22 protein-coding genes are annotated in these 23,596 nt (G+C 52.9%); 6 read left to right on the plus strand and 16 right to left on the minus strand.

The features are described 5' to 3' along the window. Positions 1 to 7 precede the first annotated feature (7 nt). From ACNKIB_RS04175 to ACNKIB_RS04220, 10 genes are all read right to left on the minus strand, one after another. The gene (locus ACNKIB_RS04175; RefSeq protein WP_417909291.1) at positions 8 to 685 is read right to left on the minus strand and encodes a pimeloyl-ACP methyl esterase BioG family protein; all 678 of its coding nucleotides are present in this window, start codon (positions 683 to 685) and stop codon (positions 8 to 10) included. Then, positions 682 to 1,866, minus strand: coding sequence for an aminotransferase class I/II-fold pyridoxal phosphate-dependent enzyme (locus tag ACNKIB_RS04180; RefSeq protein ID WP_417909292.1), 1,185 nt, complete (start codon positions 1,864 to 1,866; stop codon positions 682 to 684). The genes ACNKIB_RS04175 and ACNKIB_RS04180 overlap by 4 nt, the downstream gene beginning before the upstream one ends. Positions 1,867 to 1,893: 27 nt before the next feature. Further along, positions 1,894 to 2,355, minus strand: a complete 462-nt coding sequence (locus ACNKIB_RS04185; RefSeq protein WP_417909293.1) for a hypothetical protein — start codon at positions 2,353 to 2,355, stop codon at positions 1,894 to 1,896. Positions 2,356 to 2,497: 142 nt separating this feature from the next. Beyond that, the gene (locus ACNKIB_RS04190) at positions 2,498 to 3,115 is read right to left on the minus strand and encodes an endonuclease NucS domain-containing protein (protein WP_417909294.1); all 618 of its coding nucleotides are present in this window, start codon (positions 3,113 to 3,115) and stop codon (positions 2,498 to 2,500) included. A 136-nt stretch (positions 3,116 to 3,251) separates the two neighbouring features. Then, positions 3,252 to 5,603, minus strand: a complete 2,352-nt coding sequence (locus ACNKIB_RS04195; protein ID WP_417909295.1) for a peptidase U32 family protein — start codon at positions 5,601 to 5,603, stop codon at positions 3,252 to 3,254. Further along, entirely contained in the window at positions 5,584 to 6,681 is a 1,098-nt protein-coding gene (locus ACNKIB_RS04200) for a glycosyltransferase (protein WP_417909296.1), read from the minus strand. Before ACNKIB_RS04200 ends, ACNKIB_RS04195 begins: the two co-directional genes overlap by 20 nt. 18 nt (positions 6,682 to 6,699) lie before the next feature. Further along, positions 6,700 to 8,115 (minus strand): sensor histidine kinase, encoded by a 1,416-nt coding sequence (locus ACNKIB_RS04205; protein ID WP_417909297.1) that lies wholly within the window; start codon positions 8,113 to 8,115, stop codon positions 6,700 to 6,702. Positions 8,116 to 8,130: 15 nt separating this feature from the next. Continuing rightward, positions 8,131 to 8,727, minus strand: coding sequence for a phosphoribosylglycinamide formyltransferase (locus ACNKIB_RS04210; RefSeq protein ID WP_417909298.1), 597 nt, complete (start codon positions 8,725 to 8,727; stop codon positions 8,131 to 8,133). Beyond that, a complete protein-coding gene (locus ACNKIB_RS04215) occupies positions 8,728 to 9,348 on the minus strand; it encodes an IMP cyclohydrolase (protein WP_417909299.1) in 621 nt (206 codons plus the stop codon). A 185-nt stretch (positions 9,349 to 9,533) separates the two neighbouring features. After that, the gene (locus ACNKIB_RS04220) at positions 9,534 to 9,932 is read right to left on the minus strand and encodes an RNA-binding S4 domain-containing protein (RefSeq protein WP_417909300.1); all 399 of its coding nucleotides are present in this window, start codon (positions 9,930 to 9,932) and stop codon (positions 9,534 to 9,536) included. Positions 9,933 to 10,109: 177 nt separating this feature from the next. Here ACNKIB_RS04220 and ACNKIB_RS04225 point away from each other — a divergent pair, with 177 nt between their 5' ends. From ACNKIB_RS04225 to ACNKIB_RS04240, 4 genes are read left to right on the plus strand one after another with little or no spacing between them, the layout of a single operon-like run. Continuing rightward, positions 10,110 to 11,381: a U32 family peptidase gene (locus tag ACNKIB_RS04225; RefSeq protein WP_417909301.1), complete on the plus strand. Its 1,272-nt coding sequence runs from the start codon at positions 10,110 to 10,112 to the stop codon at positions 11,379 to 11,381. Positions 11,382 to 11,388: 7 nt separating this feature from the next. Continuing rightward, positions 11,389 to 12,444: a hypothetical protein gene (locus ACNKIB_RS04230; RefSeq protein ID WP_417909302.1), complete on the plus strand. Its 1,056-nt coding sequence runs from the start codon at positions 11,389 to 11,391 to the stop codon at positions 12,442 to 12,444. A 12-nt stretch (positions 12,445 to 12,456) separates the two neighbouring features. After that, positions 12,457 to 13,038, plus strand: a complete 582-nt coding sequence (locus tag ACNKIB_RS04235; RefSeq protein WP_417909303.1) for an FmdE family protein — start codon at positions 12,457 to 12,459, stop codon at positions 13,036 to 13,038. A 15-nt stretch (positions 13,039 to 13,053) separates the two neighbouring features. Continuing rightward, entirely contained in the window at positions 13,054 to 13,575 is a 522-nt protein-coding gene (locus tag ACNKIB_RS04240) for a GrlR family regulatory protein (protein WP_417909304.1), read from the plus strand. A gap of 239 nt (positions 13,576 to 13,814) precedes the next feature. Here the strand turns inward: ACNKIB_RS04240 and hpt are convergent, their stop codons facing one another. Further along, positions 13,815 to 14,336, minus strand: a complete 522-nt coding sequence (gene hpt / locus ACNKIB_RS04245; protein WP_417909305.1) for a hypoxanthine phosphoribosyltransferase — start codon at positions 14,334 to 14,336, stop codon at positions 13,815 to 13,817. 252 nt (positions 14,337 to 14,588) lie between these two features. Between hpt and ACNKIB_RS04250 the strand changes: the two genes are divergently transcribed. Beyond that, positions 14,589 to 14,888: a hypothetical protein gene (locus tag ACNKIB_RS04250; protein ID WP_417909306.1), complete on the plus strand. Its 300-nt coding sequence runs from the start codon at positions 14,589 to 14,591 to the stop codon at positions 14,886 to 14,888. A gap of 82 nt (positions 14,889 to 14,970) precedes the next feature. Continuing rightward, complete coding sequence (locus ACNKIB_RS04255; RefSeq protein WP_417909307.1) at positions 14,971 to 15,609, plus strand: outer membrane protein; 639 nt, start codon at positions 14,971 to 14,973, stop codon at positions 15,607 to 15,609. Positions 15,610 to 15,696: 87 nt separating this feature from the next. Here ACNKIB_RS04255 and ACNKIB_RS04260 read toward each other — a convergent pair whose 3' ends face one another. The 5 genes from ACNKIB_RS04260 to ACNKIB_RS04280 form a co-directional block, all read right to left on the minus strand. Next, positions 15,697 to 19,668: a response regulator gene (locus tag ACNKIB_RS04260; RefSeq protein ID WP_417909308.1), complete on the minus strand. Its 3,972-nt coding sequence runs from the start codon at positions 19,666 to 19,668 to the stop codon at positions 15,697 to 15,699. A gap of 9 nt (positions 19,669 to 19,677) precedes the next feature. Next, positions 19,678 to 20,688 (minus strand): diguanylate cyclase, encoded by a 1,011-nt coding sequence (locus ACNKIB_RS04265; RefSeq protein WP_417909309.1) that lies wholly within the window; start codon positions 20,686 to 20,688, stop codon positions 19,678 to 19,680. A 227-nt stretch (positions 20,689 to 20,915) separates the two neighbouring features. After that, positions 20,916 to 21,905, minus strand: coding sequence for a diguanylate cyclase (locus ACNKIB_RS04270; protein WP_417909310.1), 990 nt, complete (start codon positions 21,903 to 21,905; stop codon positions 20,916 to 20,918). 120 nt (positions 21,906 to 22,025) lie between these two features. Next, the gene (locus ACNKIB_RS04275) at positions 22,026 to 23,039 is read right to left on the minus strand and encodes a polyprenyl synthetase family protein (protein WP_417909311.1); all 1,014 of its coding nucleotides are present in this window, start codon (positions 23,037 to 23,039) and stop codon (positions 22,026 to 22,028) included. A gap of 130 nt (positions 23,040 to 23,169) precedes the next feature. After that, on the minus strand, positions 23,170 to 23,595 hold the full coding sequence (locus ACNKIB_RS04280) for a hypothetical protein (RefSeq protein ID WP_417909312.1): 426 nt from the start codon (positions 23,593 to 23,595) through the stop codon (positions 23,170 to 23,172). Position 23,596: the final 1 nt, after the last annotated feature.

The following is a 23,596-nucleotide window of genomic DNA, read 5'->3' on the forward strand; positions in this document are numbered from 1 at the left end:
CCTAGCATTAAGCCGACCGGAAAGAGTAGCTATTCAGCACATCCTGCTGATAAAACGGACAATGCGGCAGCACCAGCGAGGCACAATTCTTCTTGCCCCAGGCTCTAATCTGATTGCGGGCTGGAAAGATGCGGTCGCGGGTCGTAACGAGCCGACAGCTGTAGATGTCTGGCAGAAGGATTAGCCGACTGAGGCACATCTTATAGAGATTCTCAAGCTCATCTTGTAGCTCATCCCCAGGCCGATCAGGCTTGCAGCGCAGAAAACGTTCCTTTTCCTCCTCGCAGTCGAACATCGAGCGGTAAAAATTTTCCAATACCGCCTGAGAAAATCCCCCCAACATCTCCTCGAAGCCTTTAACCGGAATCCCGTAGCAATCGTCAATTGGGCAAAGGGTACCGCCTAGCGCAGTTGATGAGTTGAAGCGCAGGTCAGCGAAGCGCGGGTCGTGCTGCGACAGCCAGGCCGCTACCCAGACTCCCATCGACCATGCCAGCAGGTGCAAATTGCTCTCAGGCAGGAGTTTGAACAGCTCGCTGCTCTCCATGCTGCGGTAATCAAATACCATCAGCACATCTGCGAAGCCAAAATCAACCTCTGCGAACGGCTCTGGCCCCATCCCCCAGCCGCTCATGAACAGCAGACAGTCCTTGCTGCCCTTACGCTGGAGCCAGCAGCTCTTCATGACTTGATTATAGAGGCAATTTGTTCAGGTAAACCATCTAACTGCGCCGCATTCATGGTCGCACTGAGGGATAGACGGAGCCGAGCTGTATTCGGAGGGACAGTCGGTGGCCTGACTGCGTTTACCCACCAGCCTTGACCGTGCAGCTGCTCTGCGATAGCCACTGCTTGCGCCGAATCGCCGATTATAACTGGTATAATTTGACTTGAGCCACCAGTGACAAGGCCTAGCTGATGTAAATTGGTGCGTAACTGATCGGCTAATTCGGTCAGACGTAGGCGTTCCTCGGTCATCGCCACGATTTTTGGTAGGACGAAATTGAGCCAATGGATGCAAACCGGCGGTAAAGCGGTAGTGAAGATCAACGAACGGGCTGTATTGACCAAAAAAATGCATAAAAGACGACTACCAACGATAAAGGCACCCTGTCCTGCCCAAGCTTTACCAAAAGTACCGATGAGCAGATCAATCTGATCGAGCACACCCTGCTCTTCCGCCAGTCCTAAGCCACGCTCACCGCGCACACCCACCGCATGAGCCTCATCCACATACAGTACCGCCCCATATTTGTGCCGTAGAGCCGCTAATGCGGGCAGATCAGCGCAGTCGCCATCCATCGAAAAGATAGATTCAGTGACGATGAAGACCACGCTAGACGGGCCGCAATGTTGCCGCAGGAGATTTTTCAGCTTCTCGTAGTCAAGATGCGGATAACGGATAACCTTCGCTCCTGTCAGTCGTAGCCCGTCAATCAGGCTGGCATGGCAGAGCCGATCAGCTAACACCAAGTCGCCCTTGCGGATGAGGGCCGAGAGCACGCCGGTGTTGAGCTGCCAGCCAGAGTTGAAGACCAACGCCCTTTCTTTGCCATAGAGCCTAGCCAGCGAGTCCTCCAACTGCTGATATGCTGCACTACTACCGGTCATGAGACGGGATGCGCCGATTCCTAGAGCATATAAGCTGCAATCGCCATCGCTTACAAGGCTAGCATAGAACTTGCGAAGCAGGGTTGCATCACTGCCAAGGCCTAGGTAATCATTGCCAGAGAGGTTGAGATACTGTTTACCATCAACCTCAATCCGTCCTTTGGCAAGCGGCTTCGTTTGTACGATAGAGCGCAACAATCCCTGCGCATCAAGGGACTGAAGATGCTCGTGCAGACGGTGATTAAGATGTGTCATAGGCGGAAAAGAGTGGCCAGCGTATGCTTATTCCTCTTTCTCCTTCTTCTTTTTTCCTACGCCGAAGTGTTCAGCTAAGAAGGCAAAGGCATGCCCGACCTGCGGATCGAATTCAGCCGCTGCCTGCACCCGATGATAGAGTTTCAATACCGCTCGATAGGCTTCGGCAAGATGCACAAGCCTGGTTTCACGCACTTGCTCGGCTCGTCTTTCAAGCCAAGCTGCATAGGGGAGCAGTTCAGCTGCTAGACCAAGGTGTTCCGTCACTAACGCTGGGGCAAACTCTGCTTCTGTTAGGCGAAGCTCGGTCTGATACTGCGGATATAGGGCAAGAACTTGCGCAGCAACCTCTGGGAAATCAGCTAGCGGCTTAGGCAGTTTACGCTTTTCCTCCAGACTGATGTCCATCAGCTGAAAGGCAGACAGGTCGATCTCCATATCCGCAAGAGTCGGTACATGATTTGGGGTGTTCGGTTGATTATCAGGCATATTCTATCTCCTTGCGATGAGGTTACTCCGGTCTATTAACCGGAAAAATGGCTCTTCAGACCGCTTCCTGTGATCCAAAGACCGACTCTTTGTCTCGTGAGAGCCGTTAATTCTCTGCGGTAATCAGATTAAGCTACTGAAGCTATTGTACTTCGTTGAATTTGAAAGTAACTTGGTATTTTACAAGCGAAATATTCGATAAGCAGCGGGCTGCATAGATGACGCGCTTGTCAAAATCTGCGGCAACAAGAATACCGCGCACATTTTTTTGCGCTTCAACCTCACTTACACAACCAACATAGCCAAGTAATTGGCCTAGCGTGGCATCACTTGCCTTTCCAGCCTTTAACTCAATCACCACTAACCTACCAGCAGTGTCTTTAGCCAGTATATCTATCCTTCCTGCCTTGGTGCTGTACTCAATACCGTCTTCAACTACGGATAATCCCTCTTCAATCTGCCGTACATGGGTAGCAAGATAACTGTGCAAGTCTTTCTCAACGGATAAACTTGCTTCTATCGCATGTTCAATGATCGATTCGTAGGCTTCATCCTCTAAATCAAGCTCATGGAACATTCCCGGCACTTCTATCTTGCCTCGTAGAATCTGTGATTTGTACCAATCATAGTGACTTCTCTGCCATTTACTGCTCGGAAAGTTTTCAAGTACCAGCTTAGTCAGCTTTTCATACGAAGGAACCTCGCCTTCATTTGCATAAGCATCAATAACTAACTGTCTAACTGATGGATAATTCGCCATGATGGTTCTGGATAGCCAATGATTGTACACTAAGTCTGTATTTACCGTCTCGTCTTGAAAGAGAATCCCCGCATCCAGTCGCCCTTATCTGACCACCAAACCATGTAAGATGTCAAGAGCTTTCTTGCAGCTCCGCTCAGACCAGCACACCACTGAAATTGCCCGACAGTACCTTGAGCGGCTTGCCTGGCCGCCGTCCGCTGCTCTGTCCGAGCAATGCGCTAACCAGTGCAGCCTCTTTCCTGACCCCTGCGCTGAGATCAAGGAGGAGAAAATCCAGTCCTATTGCCGCCAAATCCTGTCGCCGGTTGAGCAGCGAGAATGGCTCGACCGCTTTTGCCACAGTCAGGCCGTCCTGCTGCTCCAGGCTGAACCGTTCATCCTTGGGGCTAACGAAAAGCTGCTGCCAACGATAGTGTTTGCTCTCCAGGCGCGAGGTGAAGAGCGGCGGGCGGCCATAGACGTAGAGGCCCAGCACGAGCCTCATGCCCTTGCTGCTGCGCTGGCGGAAATGATGGACAGCCGTCGCAAGGTTCGCGGCCTCGGTTTCCAAGGCAAAAAGACCGCCGCACAGGCCTGGCAGCAGCCCGGCTGCGCTCAGGGCAGCGGAGTTGAGTAGATTGAGAGTATAATGACCGTATAATTCCAGCCCTTTTACCTGTGGCGTGAACAGTCCATGCTGGCTGCAATGGCCCAGCGCGTAGCGGAGCCAGCCAGCCGCGCAGAGCCGCTGCACCTGCTCCTTAGCCCAGACTAGTTCTGCCTCATGCAGGATCGGCGGCAGCCGCCAGATAATCTGCTGCTGGAAGCGGCGCAGCTCTTTGGCCTGCTGCTCGAGCTGCCGCAGGTTTTCCCGATTCAGCGGTAGGATGATGCGTTGCGCTGGCACCGGCAGCCGCTCTCGCAGCTCGGATGGGCTAGCCAGCAGCACCCACCAAGGCAGCTCGTGGACACTGTCGCGCTGCGGTTTCCCAGCTTTCCCAACCGGTTTTCTGCGTGCCTGCACCGGCGCAACTGCTTCTGCCCGCCAAGCGAGCTGCTGGAGAATCTGCTCCACCTTTTTCCGGTTCGGATGAATCCGTTTGCCAGCCAGTTCTTTGCTTCGCTCGCGTCCACTTTTCTCCGCAGCAATGCGGGCCTCCACATCTACGCGGAATAAACTGCCCTGAAAATTGCGGTCAAAGCGGCCTGGCTGATCTAGGAAGAGTGAAATTTGTGCTCGCTGCCCTATCTGCGCGACCTTCTGCTTATGCTTATTGACGATCAACGTCCGCAACGTGAAGCTGATCCGCTCGCCGTTGAGTTCGTCGTGCAGGCGCAGGCGGTCGCCCTCCCTAACTTGGGCGAGGAGGGTTAGCTGGACAGTGAGCCTGGTCTTGCCGTCGCTCTGCCGCTCCTGTTTGACACCCTTAATTTGGCCTAAAAGCAGGCCGCTATTGCCCGACTGATCTGGGCTGACGGCCTCGCTTGGCTTGGCAGTGAGCAGATAACCGCTGGAGCGCGTCCGGCCCATCGCGTCATCGAGGAGATGATGCGCCCGACGGAGAATTTCCTGGCGCACATTCTCCGGCTGATCTAAGGAGTCGATAGCCATACGGTACGCAGCGACCGTGCTACCCACATAATGGCCACTTTTCAGCCTACCTTCGATCTTCAGACAGCAAACACCGGCCTGGCGCAGGGCTGGAAGGAGGTCGATACCGCATAAATCGTTCATAGAGAAGAGATAACCGCCCGCATGAGGCGATGCAGGTATTCTGCCGATGCCTTGATCCGGTCTGCTGATCGCTTGCCAGGCATAGCGACGACGACAAGGCTGTACACACTGCCCTCGCAGGCTAGATTTCCCCCCATGTAGGCTGGAAAACATGCACAGACCCGAATAGCTGAAGCACATCGCCCCATGCACGAAGACTTCTAGCTCGGCTTTAGTCTGTCGATGCACTGCGGCGATCTCCTCAATGGTCATTTCTCGCGCTAAAACCACCCGAGAGCAGCCCATCTTGGTCAATTCAGCCGCTGCAACCGAGTTATGCACCGACAGAAGCGTGGAGGCGTGCAGTTGCAGGCTAGGAAAATGGGTCTTAGCCAGATGAATCAAGCCGATGTCCTGCATAATCAGGGCATCCGGCCGCAGCGACTCGAAGCAGGAGAGTGCTTCCAAGGCGGCGGGCAGCTCGGCCTCTTTGACCAAGCTATTCATGGCGATATAGACCTTCACGCCAGATCGGTGCGCCTGCTCAATCATGGAGCCGATCTCCGCAAAAGTGAAGTCGCGGCTCAGAGCGCGGGCGTTGAAGCCAGGCGCGCCAACGTAAATGGCATCGGCTTTGGCTTCGAGGGCTGCTTCAAAGGCGGGAAAGCTGCCCGCAGGGGCGAGGAGTTCCATGGGGGAATGAAAGGGGTGATGATGAGGGACGAAAATGGTGGCATTGCCAGGCAGCAGCGTATAGGGAGCAGGGTTATTCCTACTGGATCTGCACCCCATGCTCGCTGTAAATCCTAATGATGTTCGCCATCATCCTTTTTAGCCCGTATTTTGCGGCTATAGCCTGTCGCTGCTGCTGAATCTGCTCTTCATCGCGCGTAATCTGCGCAGAAAGCTCCAATAGTCCCGCCTTGGCCGCCGCTACATCTCCATAATCGACCAGTCGATACGTGCGGACAAACTCCAGCGGCTCCAAAATGGACGGTGTACGGCAGGTTAACAGCGGCAGACCGTAGAATAAGCCCTGAATGAAGGATTGCGAAATACCTTCGGTCTCGTAAGAAGAGAAGAAAATCAGATCCATCGCTGAGAAAAACCGCTCTGGGTCTTCCCGGTGGCCTGTAAGAATGAACTGTTCCTGCACGCCTGCTTTGCTGATGGCTTCTTCCAATAGGGTACGGCCATTGCCGCCACCGACGATCATAAATTTGAACCGGTTGTTCGGTAGGGCTGCTGCGGTCCGAGCAATGAATTCATGGCCTTTATAATGGCGAAGAAAGGCTACATTGCCAACCAGAATCTCATCATCGCCGATATTGTACTGCTTACGGATATCCTCCCGGTCTTGGACGGAAAACTGAAACCGTTCCTCGTCAATCCCAGTCGATTGAAAGACAATTTTATCCGGTCGCACGCCTAATTCGACGAGTTGTTTGGCAATGGCCTCGCTACAAGCGAAGATGACGTGCGGAAAGATGTTGTAGCTGAGAGACGAAGAGATTGGCGCGAGCACATGCCGGGTGCGGGCGATCAGCGGTACCCCGCAGAGACGGGCAGCACAGCCTGCCATCCAAGAATCCTCGGAGGAATGGGTATTAACCACGGCTGGCTTGAGCTGCCAAAGCAACCGCAGCAGCTTTAACCAGGCTGGCAAGTTGAATTTAGAAGAGAAATCGATGAAATAAACCGGAATATCTTCCTGTTTGCAGCGTTGGGCTAGCTCTGAACCTGCCCGCACAATCAAAGCAACCCTAAAACCGAGCTTTCGCATCTCGCGCAGCTCGGTTAGGGTGCGTATTTCTTGCCCTCCCCAGGAGCGCGACCAGTCAGTATGAACTATCAGCGGCGGTTTATGCAATTTTTCTCGCTTGCCGATTTATTCGGCGGCGGAAACCACAGGTAGGATGAAGTAAAAGTTGTTACCTTCAGCGGTAGCTTCGTAGCCGACGATGCCTCCATGCAGCTCGACCACATGCTGAACAAAGGACAGGCCGTGTCCGGTGCCATGGATGCCCTGTGCGTCTTTGCCGCGAACCCCTTCTTGGAAGATGTGGCGCGCTTCCTCCTTGTCCAGGTGCGGACCAGTGCTGAAGACGTTAAACTTAATCCCTTTCTCGCCGCATTCAGGGAAATTATCAACGGCTTCACGGCCATAGGCGACCGCTTTACGAGGTTTGCCCTCGCGGGTAATGATCTCGCGGGTGTACTTAGCCGCATTAGAGAAGAGATTGGCATATACTTGGGAGAGCAGACCAATATCGACAAAGAGCTGAAACTCCTCGTCGAGCATGTTGCCAGGCCGCTCGACTGTGATTTCTGCCGAGCGGAAACGACTCGCATAATGCTCTATCTGCGGCAGGATGATCTCTTTCTCAACAAAGCAGCGTTTGGGATGAATAACCAAATAGCCGCGTTCAAAATGCTCGCGCCGGAACAGACTTTCTAAGAATAGACTGATATTTTGGTGATGTTTGACTAATTCGCCGTGATGAAAAAGCAGATTGTGCTGGATGGCCTCACAGCGGGTTGCGCAAGCCACTGCATTCTCGATCCTGCCCGATTCCACCGCATTCTTTATCTCTGTGCGCAGCCCTTCCAGCTCTAAGATATTTTTCCGTAGCTTGTTGAAGAGGTGACGAAAATACATGTTCGGCACAATAATATTGTGTTCAATGTCCTGAACCAATGTATTGATAAACTCAATATGTTTAATGTTTTGCAGCGAAGTGAATCGGTTATGCAGGCTATAGCCAATTCTATTAGTGTATTTAGTAAAGAAAAAACGATCCTGTTTGGATAGTTTTTCATATGGAGAGATACTGTACATACCCAGTACCCGATTTTTGCCGTGCAAATGGCCTGGAATCGGGCATTGGGTAGGATGTTGCTCGTCGTCGTCATCAGGCGGCGTGTTTGGCTCTGGCTGGGCCTTGCTGCAAATCGGCATCACGTAGCTGTCTCCGCTCCTGTACGGCTCACCACAGAGGACTATGCCCTCTGGCGCAGCCTCCTTCTTCTGATACACACCCTGCTCGCAATCACAGATCAGATACAGCTCCTGCGCCTTCTCGTCGTAGAGATAGAGCGCACTCGATAGACCGAGCAGCTCTAGTGGCACAGCCACGCAGATCCGGTAGAAGTCATTCAACGAATCATACTCTTGGGCCAAGTCGAAGAAAGCCTTTAGAAAATCGTCGAAATAGCAGGTGAAATTGTACTGCTCGTAGCTGGCGGATTTATCCCGCACCCGCTGGCACATCTTCTGCAAATCAGGACAGTCGTGCGTCATCATGCTTGGCCACTGTGATCAGGATATGCGGAAACCGCCCTGCCCTTTGCGCCAGAACTGCTCCGCGCCGCGCTCGTCCACCAAGTTGATTGCCGCCGGGTACACGTCGCATTCCAGCTCAAAGACCCGGTCGGCGATCTCGTCCGCTGTGCGGCAGCCGACAATGTCCACGCAGCTCTGCATGACAATCGGCCCCTCGTCATAGGCTTCGTTGGCAAAATGGACCGTGCAGCCGCTGATCGTGCAGCCCCGCGCCAAGACCGCCTCATGGACGTGATGGCCGTAAAAGCCCGGCCCGCAGAAGGCCGGGATCAGTGAAGGATGGATGTTTAGCACCCGCCGCTTGAGCTGCTCCGGCGGCTGATAGAGCTTGAGATAGCCAGCCAAGACGACTAGATCAATCGCATAGCGGGAGAGCAGCTCGTTGGTGGCCGCGCTGCCGACCGCGTGAAAGGCCGGATAGCCGTAGCGGCGCGCCTTCTCCAAGCCCAAGGCGTTGGCCGCGTTGGAGATGACAACCTGAATCTCCGCACGCAGCGTGCCCGCCTGAATCCGCGCGTGGAAGTTGTCCAGCGTCCTGCCGGAGCCGGAGAGCAGCACGGCTATTTTCTGCATTTATCTGCCCTCGAAATAGGGGTTGCTGTCCGCGTCCACCTTGGTCAGCCAAGCGGCGATGGCGGTGTCGTAGGCCGAGGTGAGCTGGAAGACCTTCACTGCCAGGCGGAAGCGGGTTTTGAGCGTGGTGCAGCCGTTCGCCCGCAGCTCGGCCAGCACCTGCGGGTAGTCTGCCGGGTCAACAATCACCGTCACATCGTGGAAGTTCTTGGCCGCCGCCCGCAGCATGGTCGGCCCGCCGATGTCGATGTTCTCAATCGCCTCGTCCAGCGGGCAGCTGGGATCGGCCACGGTCTTCTCAAAGGCGTAGAGGTTGACCGCGATGATGTCAATCGGCCTGATGCCATGCGCGGCGCACTGCCGCTGATGTTCGGCGTTGCCACGCTGGTTGAGGATGCCGCCATGCACCAGCGGGTGCAGGGTCTTCACCCGGCCATCCAGCATCTCCGGGAATCCAGTGAATTCAGATACATCCTTGACCGACAGACCGCTGTCGCGTAGCTTCTTGGCTGTGCCGCCGGTGGAGAGTATCTCAATGCCCAGCCCGGCCAGCTCTTTGGCAAAGCTCTCGATGCCGGATTTGTCGGTCAGGCTGATCAGGGCGCGTGCTGCTTTATTCATGACGTATGCTCCTCATGTGGTGTTGTTCAATGCCAGCTTATTGTTTCAAACGCGCGTTCGGGAAAATCTCGAGGCAATCTCGAATTAGTACTGGAGACAAACTGGAGTTAGTACTCGAGGCAAGCTGGAGTACTAACTCGAAACAGGTTCGAGTACTGCCTCGAGATTGGTTCGAGTACTAACTCCTACTCTTTCAGAATGAACTGGCGTATCTTTTTGCGGTCGCGCTTGTCAGGCCGTCCTTCTGGCCGAGCCATCGGGCCGCCAATCTGCTTGCGCAGCTCGCGGGCTGCGTCGCGCTTGGTTTTCGACTCCTCAGTCTCGGCGTACAGAAGCGCGGCTTCCTTGGCCGGGCCGCGCCGTTCGCTCAGGGCCAGCACGTCGATTTCAAACACTTCTTCGCCACGCTTGATCTGGAGCCGGTTGCCGACCTGCACGTTGCGCGAGGGCTTGACCCGGCTGCCGCCGACCTGGACATGGCCGCCGCTCACCGCCGCCGAGGCCAAGGCGCGGGTTTTAAAAAAGCGGGCCGCCCACAGCCACTTGTCGATGCGGACAACGCTCTCCTGCTGCTCGTGGTTCATGTCAGCTTATTAGAATGGCAAATGGAAAAGCAGTTCGTGCAGATCAGCCGCTGTTGACAGGGAATACCCTGCAATTATACTTTGCAGGAACGCACTTCACGATAGCCGCAAAATCAAAACTGGTCAAGACAGAGCTGCTGTTTTGCCGCTTTTCCGCCACGCAGCAGGAGAAATTCCATGAAGACAGAACAGAAGGTCCCGGAGCTACTGGCTCCAGCGGGCAACCGAGAGAAGCTCACTGCCGCCATTCATTACGGCGCAAATGCCGTTTATCTCGGTGGCCCGAGCTGGAGTCTGCGGGCGCAAGCAGGAAACTTCGACCGTCCCGGCCTGCGCGAGGCTGTAAATTATGCCCATCAGAAGGGGGTGAAGGTGTATGTCACGGTCAATATCTTTGCCCACAACCGGGATTTAAACGGATTAGAAGACTACCTGCTTTTTCTCCGCGAAGCAGGCGCAGATGCCGTGATTGTCGCGGATCCCGGCATTCTCCTACTCTGTCGAGAGACTGTGCCGGACATGCCTCTGCATCTTTCCACCCAAGCCAACGTGACCAACAAGGCCAGCGTCCTTTTTTGGGCAGAGCAAGGGGTAGCGCGGATCAATCTGGCGCGTGAGCTGGGATTAGAGGAAATCCGTACCATCCGTCACGCCAAGCCAGACATCGCCCTAGAGGTCTTTGTCCACGGCGCACTCTGTATCTCCTATTCAGGCCGCTGTCTGCTCTCGAGTTATATGACTGGGCGCAGTGCTAATCAGGGTGACTGCGCCCATCCTTGCCGCTATTCCTACCGTCTGGTAGAGGAGAAGCGGCCTGGCCAGTATTTTCCGGTAGAAGAGGACGAACGCGGCACGTACATCTTCAACTCCCGCGACCTTTGCCTGCTCTTCCGCCTACCAGAGCTGGCTGCTGCTGGGGTGAATTCGGTCAAAATCGAGGGCCGGATGAAATCAGCAGGCTATGTAGGTGCTGCGGTCAGAATTTACCGGGCTGCTTTGGATTATATTAAGGAGCAGCGGGAAAAGGGTTTGCCTTGGGACCAGATCATTCTGCCTCCTCTCTTTCAAGAGGAAATCAACAAGGTCGGCACCAGAGGTCAGACGGAAAACTTTTTTGTCACTGCCCCTTCATCTGAGGCTATGCTTTATGATAAGATGAGGGAGAATCAAGTCAGTGCCCCTGTAGGCATCGTGCGCAGCAATAGCCCGCTGCTGGTAGAGACCCGTAATGTGCTTGAGATCGGCGACCGGATTGAGCATCTGGGTCGCAGGCTAGAACCAACGGTTTGCACGGTGTTAGCCATGACCGCAGCCGACGGAACCGAGGTCTCGCGGGCCAATCCAGGCTGTATGGTTGCACTTATACTCGAACCTGAGCCGGATAACTTGCAGATCAATGACCTGTTCCGCAAAACTTTTGTTCAGCAGCCCCGACAACCAACAACCTGATCGGATTATGACACCTTTCCTTGACGCGCCTTTTCTGCCCGAAGAAGAGTATGTGGAGTTTCTCAACAGCAGCAGCGGCCACATCGACAGTGTCCATTTCAGTTTGCCAGGAGCTTGGCGCATGGACAGCCGTGCCCACTCTCAGTCAGTGGAGAGCGTCGAAGCTCTGGTCGGCTTACTCGATCAGGTAGCCATTCCCAAACGCTATGCCCTGCTCAACAGCCGCTTTTATGGCCCTGAGTTGCTGACTGACAAGCAACAACTCAGCTCTCTAATCAGTGCCCTGGAAATCTGCGCCGAGCGGAAGGTGATTAGTGGGATCGTCTATTGCGACCACTACCTGCTCCAGTCGCTGTCCAACGCTGCTCCTGAGCTTGCCGCTGTCCTGGAGGCAGTGCCAGGCATTAACACCCTGCTTGACTCCCAAGGCAAGATTGATGCGCATCTGGCCTACATCGGCGAGACCCATTTCCGCCAACCCACCCGGATTGTCCTGGATCGTTCTCTAAACCGCAATCTGGGGAAACTGGCCGAGATCTCCCGCTGGTGCCACGAAGGGTTGCCTGATCTTAAACTGGAATTGGTGGGCAACGAGGGCTGCCTACCTTACTGCCCTTACCGCTCGGCCCACGATGCCTACATCGCCTATGACAACTGTACCGAGAGCAGCAGCAGCAAGGAAATCAACCAAGAACTGGGCTGTATGCAGCTTCTGAAAAAGCAGCCGTTCCGCATTCTCCAATCGCCCTTTATTCGGCCTGAAGACGCGGATTCTTATCTCTACGACATTGATATCATCAAGATCAGTGGCCGCAATTTGGACAGTGCCAGCCTCCAGCAAGTCATTACTGCCTACATCAATCACAGCTGGAAAGGCAATCTCCTCGAGTTGCTCGACTCTTCCCACTGGCTTGCCTCGGAATTACACATTGACAACAACGCGCTCTCCTTTGATTTTGCCAACATGCTTTCTGTTTGCAACAATCGTTGCGAGACCTGCCGCTTCTGTATGGAACTGTTCAACTCCATCTCGCATCCCTTGCCAGTCGCGGTTAAGGGTTGAGCGGAGCAGCTGATGGAGTCTTTTGCCGAACTGCTCGACGTTTCCGCTCGAATTCATGGCCATCTCTGTGCTGGGCAAGTGATCGGGGTACGCATGGCTTTGCTCGGCCTGCGACTGATTGACATTGACGATCCCAAAGGTGCAGACCGAAAAAAACTCTATGTCATCGTCGAAATAGACCGTTGCGCCACAGATGCCATTCAGTCCGTGACTGGTTGCAGCCTTGGCAAACGCTCTTTACGCTGGCTCGACTTCGGTATCATGGCTGCCACCTTTGTCCATTTGCAGACCAACAAAGCCGTGCGGGTTACAGCCCGAGAAGAAGCCCGCGAGCTGTCCTCGCGCTACTGCCCTGAGTTGGCCGACAAATACCAGCGGCAGCTGGAAGCCTATCGGATCATGCCAGAGGAAGAGCTGTTCACGGTGCAAGAGGTAACAGTCCGCATTCCAGAGTATGACATGCCGGGCCGACCGCTACGGCGAGTCCAATGCACGCAGTGCGGCGATTATGTCCAGGATTGCCGCGAGGTAGTACATGAGGACAAGCTCATTTGCCGGGCTTGCGCTGGCCAGCGATATTATCAATTGGGGTGAAAAAAGGAAACCGCCATGTCTCGTCTTATGTCATCGCTTGCCCTTCTTGCTTGCGCGATCAGCATATTCGGCCTGTGCTCTGTCTTGGGAGAGCAGAAGGCAGTTACTAATGTAGAAGTTCCCTATGAAAATGTAAAAATAGGCCCCTATGAAGAAGTTTTCTTTCCAGCTCTTAATCTTAACGGCATCTACCAGGTAACGTTCTCCTCGCCAGATGGAAAAAAAGGCACGGGCATCGTTGTCATCTCAGGCGGCGCGGTAAACGGCGGGGATCCAGCCTACACCTATCAAGGCAGCATCTCCTCGGCAGGCAGCGAATTGAAGACCAGCATTGAGGTTGTCCGCTACAATCCAGGCGAACCCATCTTTGGGCCGCTTGACAACTTTCAGCTCGAACTTGACGGCGAAATCCAGGAAGGCGGCAAAGCCTTTACTGCCTCTGGATACGTTAAGTCCCAGCCAGCCCTGCGCATCAAGCTTGTCGGCACCTGGGTCAGGGCACTAATAATGCCGCAATTTGTCTACTGTAACAATTAATTTCGGTCGCGCTTTGTTCCAGAGGAACTTGGCCACGTTTGCGGCTCGGTTGCAAAGGAGTTTGGCTTGGCAAGAAAGGAGTTATAGTCGGCAGCAAAGGAGTTCTGCTTGGCCAAACTCCTTTCCTAGTCGGCCACAAAGGAGTTTTGCCGACTAAACTCCTTTCTTAGTCGGCAAAACTCCTCTTTGGCCAAGCCAAACTTCTTGACAAACGAGCCGCACTCTTGCCGTAGCGCAGATTATAGCTCTAGGGCGCACACTTTTGGCAGATTCCTGTAGTTTTGCGCATAATCCAAGCCGTAGCCAACCAAAAAACCCTGCTCAACATTGAATCCGACATAATCTGTCTGCACATCTGTTGCCCGGCGTTCTTTTTTATCAATCAGGGCACAGGTTTTGACTGAGGCCACCTGCTGTTTGGTCAAAAAATATTCGCGCAGCCAGGCCATAGTCAGGCCGCTGTCTATGATATCTTCGACGAGCAGCACGTGCTTGCCGACCAGATCAAGGTCTGGCTCCTTGCGCAGGACAACCGAACCGCTGCTCGCGGCTGCCTTGCCGTAACTTGCCACCCGGATAAAGTCAATTTCCACTGCCAACTGAATCTCTCGCGCCAAATCAGCGAGAAAAATAAAGGCCCCATTGAGGATACCGATCAGCACCAGCTTTTTGCCCTGATAATCCTCGGTAATCTGCTGGCCAAGCACCTTGACCCGCGCCTCGATCTCCTCACGGTCAAGAACGGTTGCCGCAATTTTCATATCCGCCTCGTCGGAAAAAAGTACGCGCTCGTGCGCTGGGAAGCATATAAGGCTGAATCGTAAACTGATCTTGCAAGAATGCCAAGCGGAAAAGTACAGACGGTGGGGCGAGGCATTTGCGCCGAGGAAAAAATTGACAGCAAGGCAAGGGTCGAGTAACGATGAGCGTGACAACAACGTTCCTTTCCCCATTCAACCCTTCCCAGATTAACCGTTGCCATGCGCCAATATCTTGTTGACGAACTCTCCTTTTTGGAACACGACAATTTGGATAGCTATCTCAAGCGTACCCTCAAACCTGGCCCAATCAGCGGGGTATATTGGCTTGTTGTGCCGGAGGAGTTGCTCGCCTTGCCGCAGCGTGAACACCCGGATTGCGGGCCATTTTATTTCTCCGTGATTCTCGAGAAGAGCGAGTTACGGGTGGAGTTCTTAGTGCGCAGTTCACACAACATGCACTGCGCCTGCATTGCTTGGGCCACACCAGCGCAGCGGCAGTTCGTGCTTGATTTCGTTGACAACATGCTTAAAGCGGAGTTTATTTCAGTGTAAGGTATAACCTGAGAAGGACAGCTGCGGCTGAACTTTGTCTGGAGCATGAAATCTGCAAGATCAACAAAACTGGAGGAATACGATGAAAAACGTTGTGCTATGTGTGAGCTGTGCTACCTTGTTGTCCCTGGCTTCTGCTGCCGAGAGTAGGATAATTGGACCGTATGCGAGCGTCCACGGCGGCATTGCGACCTTGAATAACGCAGAGGCTACAGGCTATGGTACCACCATAGAGTTTGATACCGATCCTGGTTTGGCCTTAACCGGGGCACTGGGCTATGATTTTGGGGCCAATTTCAGGATGGAAACCGAGCTGGGCTATCAGCAGAATGATATTGACAAGATCAACTGGAAGGGAAAAGGTCTGAGTAAGAAGGCCTCAGGGGATATCAGCAGCACTTCTGGTCTGCTCAACGGCTATTATGATTTTACCAATATCAGCTCGGTAACGCCATTTATTAGTGCCGGTATTGGCTTGGCTAAAGTGGAACTTGGTGACGTTGCAATTGGTGGGAACAACCTTCCTGGTGAAGCAGACGGGACGGCAATGGCCTATCAGGTCGGTGGTGGTTTTAGCTACGAGCTGAACTACAACCTGGCTCTCGATCTCAAGTACCGCTATCTTGCAGCGGTTGATTTAGAGCTTGATGATAACGTGGATACGATGGAATTTGATTACTCCAGCCACAATATCTATGGTGGAATTAGAGCTTCCTTCTAATTGCCTCTGCCTACAGGGGCGAAAATCCTTTCGCCCCTTCTTCTGTGCATCGTCAGCAGAAAATGACCAGTACAAGAGGTCGAATCGTCAAACCTCCTTGTACAACCAAACCCGCAGCATAGTCAGCAGCTCCTCTACATCAATCGGCTTGGCCAGATAGTCACTGGCTCCAGCCTCAATGCACTTTGCCCGGTCCTCTTTCATGGCCTTGGCGGTCAGGGCAATGATGGGTAGGTCATGGAACTGCTCTTGCTGCCGGATCTGGCGCATGGCTTCGCAGCCGTCCATACCCGGCATCATAATGTCCATCAGCACTAGATCAATCTGCATCTCCTCAGCTAATGCCTTGAGGGCCTGCCTGCCTTCTTCGGCAATGATCACTTCAATGCCCTTGTCCTCGAGAATACCGGAGAGGGCAAAGACATTCCGCATATCATCATCGACTAGCAGGATGCGTTTGCCTTGGAAAAAGTTTTCCTGATCATACAGCCCCGGAGTGACTATCTGCTTCTGCTCCGGGAGGTGCGTTCGGTGCAAACAGAGGGATATCTCCTCCAGCAGTTGCTCTAGGGAACTGACGTTCTTGATGACAACGGCCTCGGCATACTTGTTTACCTCAGTTTCTTCTTCCTGATTGAGATCTCTGCCTGTATGAACGATCACTGGTGGCATTTTCAGGTCTGGCTCGGCGGCCAGTCGGCGCAGCAACTCAATGCCATCCGTGTCGGGCAGGCTGAGATCAAGCACCATGCAGTCAAATTGCTGGCTGGGCAGCAGCTTCAGGACTTCCTGGCCGGTCTTAGCCTCGGCAATCAGGATGTCATCGCCGCCTGCCAGCTCAACCAGGGCAGAGCGGAGCTGATCATCGTTCTCCACCACCAGGAGCCGCTTGACCTGGCGGCTGAGAAGGGCCTCAAAACGGCTGAAGGCCTCCCTGAGCTGCTCCTCATCTGTCGGACGAACAAAAACCGCAACTGCCCCTTGCCGCAAAGCCTCGCTCTGAAGCTCCTCCTCACAGCGGACACAGACCAAAATATGCCTGGTCTTGACATCAGCTTTCAGGCTGGCCAGTACAGCCAACCCGTTGATGCCAGGCAGATGCATGTCCACGATGATGCCGTCGGGCTGATTGCTCCTGGCCAGCAGCAGCCCTTCCTCGCCGCTGGCAGAAGTCAGGGATTTAAAGCCCCGCTCCCGGCATTGGTTGAGCAGAAGCAGGGCAGCCTTGGGATCATCCTCGATAATCAAGATGGTCTTTTCAGCCTGAGGCTGCGCCTCGATCACAATCTGGGGCGGTACGGAGAGGACAGGACAGGACAAAATTTGCCCTCCCGCCTGATCTGCTTCTGCATCCCGCATTGGCAGGTAAAGGGTGAAGACAGCACCTTTGCCTGGTTCGCTTTGCAGATGAATCTCGCCGCCGAGCAAGGCAGCCAGTTGCCTGGAGATAGATAGGCCCAGACCAGTGCCGCCGTATTTGCGGGCAGTTGAGCCATCGGCCTGCTGGAAAGCTTCAAAGATGACTTGCTGCTTGTCTAGCGGGATACCAATGCCCGTGTCTGCCACGCTAATCGCGATGGTCTGGGCTGGATCAAGTTCTTTGTTCCTCAATTGAACATCAACATGCGGACAGGCAAAGGCAAGCGTCACTTCGCCCTGTGAAGTGAATTTGAGGCTGTTGCCAATGAAGTTCTTCAGGATCTGCTCGAGTCGGGTACGGTCTGTGACAATGCTGGCAGGCAGATCAGGACCGACCACGACCTTGAACTCCAGCCCCTTAGCCGCTGCCATGTGGCCAAAAAGGGCGTGGGCGTTTTCCGCCAGATCTGCCAGTGCGACCTCACCGACTTGTTTCCTAATCCGACCGGCCTCAATGGTTGCCAGATCGAGAATCTCATCAATAATGTTGAGCAGCTCTTTGCCAGATTCGACGATGATCATCGCGGCTTGCCGCTGTTCCGTGGTCAGATTGCCGTCCTTGTTCGCACTGAGGGATTGCGCCAGGAGCAGGAGGCTGTTCATCGGCGTGCGCAGCTCATGGCTCATGTTGGCCAGGAACTCGGATTTATATTTGGAAGCCAGAGCCAGCTCTTTCGATTTGGCCTCCAGCTCTTCCCTGACCTTAATCAGCTCGGCATTGCGCTGCTCTACCTGCTGTTTCTGGGCGATCAAGGCATAGGATTTCTTTTCCAAATCGGCATTTATCGCCTCAAGCTCGGACTGCATTTCCTGCATCTTCTTCGCCTGTTCCGCCAGTTTTTCATTGCTCTCGCGCAGCTCTTCGCCATGCCGCCGCAATTCCTCAGCCTGGAGCTGAGTCTCTTCAAGCAGTTCCTGAATTTGGCGGCTCTTGGCTGAAGAGAAGGTTACGGCAATGCTTTCTAGCACATCCTTGAGAAAGGAGATTTCATCGTCTGAGAATTCGCTAAAGGAGGCGAATTCAAGCACGCCCATCAATTTACCGTCATGAGCAAAGGGCGCAGCAAGGATGTTACGCGGAGCAGACTCGCCAAGGGAAGAGCTGATTCGGATGTAATCATCAGGCAGCTCGGTGATTGAGATAATGCTCTGTTCAAGGGCGGCCTGTCCGGCGAGACCTTCGCCGATTTTGATCTGCGAATTGAGACCCCGCCGCTTGTGGAAGGCGTAGCTGCCAGTCAGAATGAGATTCTCTCCTTTTTTATCAACAAGATATAAAGATGCCATCTGCGCACCGAGATGCTTGGACAGGCCAGCGGCGATGCTGTGCGCCAATGTCTGCAAATCCATCTTGCCTCGCATCTGGTCAGCCAGTTCCGCAACTCCGGTCTTGTGCCACAGACTGACAGACACCCGTTCCGCCATGTGATCCAGCGCATCTGCCATCAGGCCGATTTCATCAGAGCGGCGCATGTCCAAGCGCTGGGTGAAATCACCGGAGGCAATGGCATCTGCGACCTTGGCAGCCCGCACTATCGGCCTGTTGATTGAACGGGCAATGTAATAGGCAAAGACCGCCATCATGAGCATGGTGGCCACCAAGGCAGCAGAACCGCAACTCATGAGTTTGAGAACAGCCTTATTTTTGGTATCACCCATTGCTGTTCCAGCCTTCATGGCTTCGTCTTCATCAATTTCGCAGACCAAGGCCCAGCGGGTATCCAATATCTCAACAGGTGTCCATGAGGAAAGAACCTTTTTGCTGCGGTAATCTTTAGTGACTCCAGAACCGGAATTGCCATTCAGGGCATTTTGCACAGCTTCTGTCAGTACTTTGTTCCCCTTCTTAAATGAAGCCGCTCGGCTGTAATGATCAGGATTAAGAATGGAGCTGGAGCGCATATATCCGTCCATCCCGACCAGATAGGCTTCCTGTGTGTGTTCCTGCTCCGTGCCTTGCGCCATGATGTTATCGATAACCTCATCGGCAACCTGAATGGCAAGGTAGGCGATCACTTGTTCCTTATCTTTGATGCGGGTGATCAGAAAAGCGGCAGGCAGGTTGCGCAGTGGCGCATAGGGCGCAAAATCGCCAAAGGCGGTCTCCATGTTGGAATTTTTCTGAAGACCGGCAAAGGCCCGGCCTAATGAGCTGCTCCTGAGCGGCTCCCTGTTCAGGGAGAGGCCAAGATCAGTGCCCTTATTCAGGGTATAGATGATGTTACCAGTGGTACTGATCAGGAACATCTCCTGCCAGCTTAGGCTGGCACAGAGGTCTCTGAACAGGAAGTCATGCGTCCGAACAAGGGCCTGCCAAGCATCTGAGGCGGTGGAATTATCTGCTGCCGTGAATGCCTCGCTAAACGATTTAGCAGTCTGCGCCATCCATGGTGCACCGCCTGCCATGCGTAACTGTCTTTCCATCGCTATGAACGCGACGGTAAGCTGCTTTTCCTTACTCCGGCAGGCGGTTTTCAGCCGTTCATAGTCAGCGTGTTCTACAGCGGCCACGCCCTGGCTGCTGACAAGCTGCAAGGCATTAAAGGCGATCATCCAGAAGATACCGCTGATGAACAGCAGAGAAATAACCCCTAAGCAAAGATGGGATCCAACTAATTTAGTGCTCAGGCTGATTTTCATATTGCGGACTCACATGCAGACTTTCAGCCGCTTCGCCAAAGCAGCGGTGGCGGAGCTGCTCACAACCACTTTGTTTTTACCGGTCTCTTTGGCATAGCGCAGAGCTTGGTCGGCAGAGTTGATCATGTCCTCATCTTTCTTCGGGCGGTGTTTGACATACGATGCCACGCCAGAGCTAACGGTTATTCGGGTGGAGTTAACATCATCAGAGAATTCCTTTGCCACGCAGAGCCTGCGAATTTTTTCCGCGATCATGACGGCTGCATCTAAATCGGTCCTTGGAAGGAGAACAATAAACTTTTTACACCCATATCTAAAGGCAAAATCCGAGCTTTTGATGCATGATTGCAATACAACAGAGAATTCCTGAATAACGTATTCGCCAAATTCATAGCCAAATTCATCGTTTACATTTCTAAAGCAGTCAAGATCCAGCATAATGATCGAAAGATCGCTATTTGTCTTTCTGCATTTTTCAACTTCTTCCTGCATGACTATCTTCAGCTTACGCCGGTTATAGAGGCCGGTAAGCTCATCATGACTGGCCTGCTTTTCCAAAATATCATTTTGCTTGAGGACGAGCTGCTTAGTAGTCTCCAATTCAACAATCGTCTCCTTCAGCTTGCGCTGCTGAAAGTAGAGTTCAATGAAGAAGTTGATCTTTCCTGCTAGAATCGCCGGCTGGAATGGTTTGGTGATAAAATCAACCGCCCCAGAGTTATACCCCTTGAATACATGATAGTTATCGGAATAAACAGCTGAAAGAAGGATGATTGGCAGTTTGCGGGTCTGCTCCCAGCCACGGATGAGCTGGGCCAGCTCATAACCGTCCATATCTGGCATTCGCACGTCAAGAATGGCAAGAGCTAGCTCCTCTCCATGTCGAAGAATTTCCTTGAGAGCATCATTGCCACTGGTAGCTTTTATAAATTCAGCCTCAATATCTTTAAAGGTTGTTTCTAAGGCAAAGAGGTTCTTTGGATTGTCGTCAACGATTAGAATCTTTACTTTATATTTCATTTTGATTAGCCGGTTGATTAGTATATACTATCTCGACAAATGAATACTGCTTAAGCCTGTTTAGCTATACAGAAACAGCGTAGATTATAATAACAGTAGCATAGGAAGGTCTCGCTGCAAAGAATAAATTAGCCCTCTGGGCAAGCGAACCGGTGTTAACTCTGAGACTTCTTGCAATAAATAGAAGGATAGCATTGGCTAAGGCTAATCCAAATAGATTCGGTTCATCACAAAGAGGCGTTAGGTTTTATTAATCCGCTATAGACAGATACTCTATTTCTACCGTTCCCCTTAGCATGATATAGCGCGATATCAGCATGACGGATCATGTCCTTATGCTGTTTCGGCGGGTTATTTCTATATGAAGATACGCCGATACTGACGGTCATGCTGATGGTATGAGGTAGGTTCTGAAACAACTTGTCCGCGCAGAGCCTGCGAATATTTTCTGCTGTGGCTGTCGCTCCGTGCAGGTCAGTCTGCGGCAGTAGCACGATAAACTCCTCGCCTCCGAAGCGGAAGGCAAAGTCAGAATCGCTGATGCAAGAGAGGATGCGGGCGGCAAATTCTTTAATCACATAGTCGCCAAAATCGTGGCCGTAGGTGTCATTCACTTTTTTAAAATGATCGAGGTCGAGGATAATGATAGAAAGATCGCCGCCTGAGCATCTGGACTTTTCAGCTTCCTGTTTCAGGATTTTTGCCAGCTGCCGACGGTTATAGAGTCCTGTCAGCATGTCCTGGCTTGCCAGTTCCTCTAATATTTTGTTCTGCTCCAGCACTAATACTTTGGTGCGTTCAAGTGCTCTGATTGTTTTTCTGAGTTTGACCTGCTGCTTGTAGATTTTTATAAAAAATAAAACCTTGTCGGTCAAGACCTCTGGCATAAAAGGTTTAGGGAGAAAATCAACAGCCCCGGAATTATACCCTTTAAAAACATGATAATTATCTGAATACACCGCTGAAAGAAAAATAATTGGCAGATCTTCGGTCCGTTTTCGCTTGCGGATGCGCCGAGCTAACTCATAGCCATCCATTTCCGGCATACTTACATCCAAGATGGCTACGGCAAAATCATGCTTCAGAGTTTCCTGTAGTGCATCATGGCCGTTGCTTGCCTCAACGAATTCCGCATCAATATTTTTAAGAAAAATTTTCAGGGCGAAAAGATTGCTCGGGCTATCATCAACAATAAGTACTTTGACTGGGCACGCCATCTGCTTGCAAACCTGGTTTTTCTCTTTGTCCTGCGGCTTCCCAGAGCAGTATAGCACGTTCAGGTTGCATCTGATTAACTTTTGTTACGTTCTCATTTGGTAAAGCGTCAGGCGGAGAAGCTACCTATCCCTGCTGAGGATATATCCAGCCAGGCTGCGGAGAACCACGACATCTTCTCTCTGCCAGTCCTGATCAAAACAAGAGAGAGCAGCCAGCCCTGCTACCATCTCTTCTTCAGCTCGTTGATAACACCAAGCGAAACTGCCCAATCTCTCGAGAAGTTGTCGGACTGCACCGCAGGATACGCTTACGCTGTGGCCTGCTTGGATGCTGCGGAGCAATAACTCCCGCTCATCTCCGTTAGCTCGGCTGAGGGCGTGAATCAGCGGCAGGGTCATCTTGCCTTCAAGTAAATCGTTACAGACTTTCTTGCCTGTCGCCTGTTCGTCACCGCGATAATCCAGCAGATCGTCGGCAATTTGAAAGGCCAGGCCGATCTTCTCGCCGTATCGGGCCAAGGCCGCAACCTGTTCTGGGCAGCCTTGACCGTGTAGTGCCCCAATCGCACAGGCTGCACTGATCAACCCAGCGGTTTTTTTCCCGATGACTGCCAAATATTGTGCCTCAGTGACAGCTGGATCAGCGGCGTAACGCATCTGAAGAAACTCGCCATCAACCATATCGACGGTGGCGGCGCAGAATGTCTCCAGCCCTTTCTGGCCGGCCAGCTCGCCAATCAGGCGCATGGAGCGAGCGTGCAGCCAATCCCCGGCCAAAATCGCAGCGGCAAGGCCGTGCTGTTCGACAACGGATTTCCGGCCCCGGCGCTGTTCGGCATGATCAAGGACATCATCGTGAATCAAGGTGGCCGTGTGCAAATATTCAAAGGCAGCGGCCAGCAGGCCCAGTTCACGGCTATCCCGCCCCCCACAAAGCCGCGAGCTGACGGTCGTGAGCAGGGGCCGCAACCGTTTGCCTTTGCCAAGCAGGGAATACATCAGCACCTCAACCAAAAGCGGCTCACAGCCGCGCAGTGCTACGTCCAGATCAGCCCGCATAGCCAGCTCAACCTGGACGGCATTCTTGGCAATTAGCTCGAACAACGCGGCGGTTTCCGCTGCGAATGGCTTCATCTTGTTTCCTTCCTTAGATATAGTAAATAAACCTCTTGCATATAAGTCAACAAGTCAATAAGAAGAGTTGAATTCCAGGTTGCAACAATCAGGTTGCAGCGGCGAGAAAACCTGTGGCGATATTTTTTGCCTAACGCCTAGAAAAGATACCTTTCTTGCTCGCTGATAAAAAGGTTTGGCCGACTTGGCAAGAAGTTGTAGTCGGCCAAACTCCTTTTCTGCCGAGCAAGATTCCTTTCCCAGTCGGTAAAACTCCTTTGCGGCTCGGCCACAACTCTTTGTTGCCAAACAAGAGAAGGTTCTGGCTCGGCAGAAGAAGGTTGTTGCTTGATAACAACTCTTTCTTGTCAAGCAACAACTCTTGGTAGCTCGGCCACAACTCTTTGTTGCCAAGCAAGAGAAGGTTGTTGCTCGGCCACAAAAGGTTCTTACTTGGCAGCAACTCTTTCTTACCGAGCCAAACTCGTTGGTAAATGAGCCGTCTTCTTCTCTGGCGTAGTTGCAGAGCTGACCAAGCAGGCCAAAACGGTTCCTTCTTCGCTGCAAACTGAGGCATT

Origin of the sequence: Candidatus Electronema sp. PJ (assembly GCF_048287395.1) — a bacterium.
Lineage (GTDB): Bacteria > Desulfobacterota > Desulfobulbia > Desulfobulbales > Desulfobulbaceae > Electronema.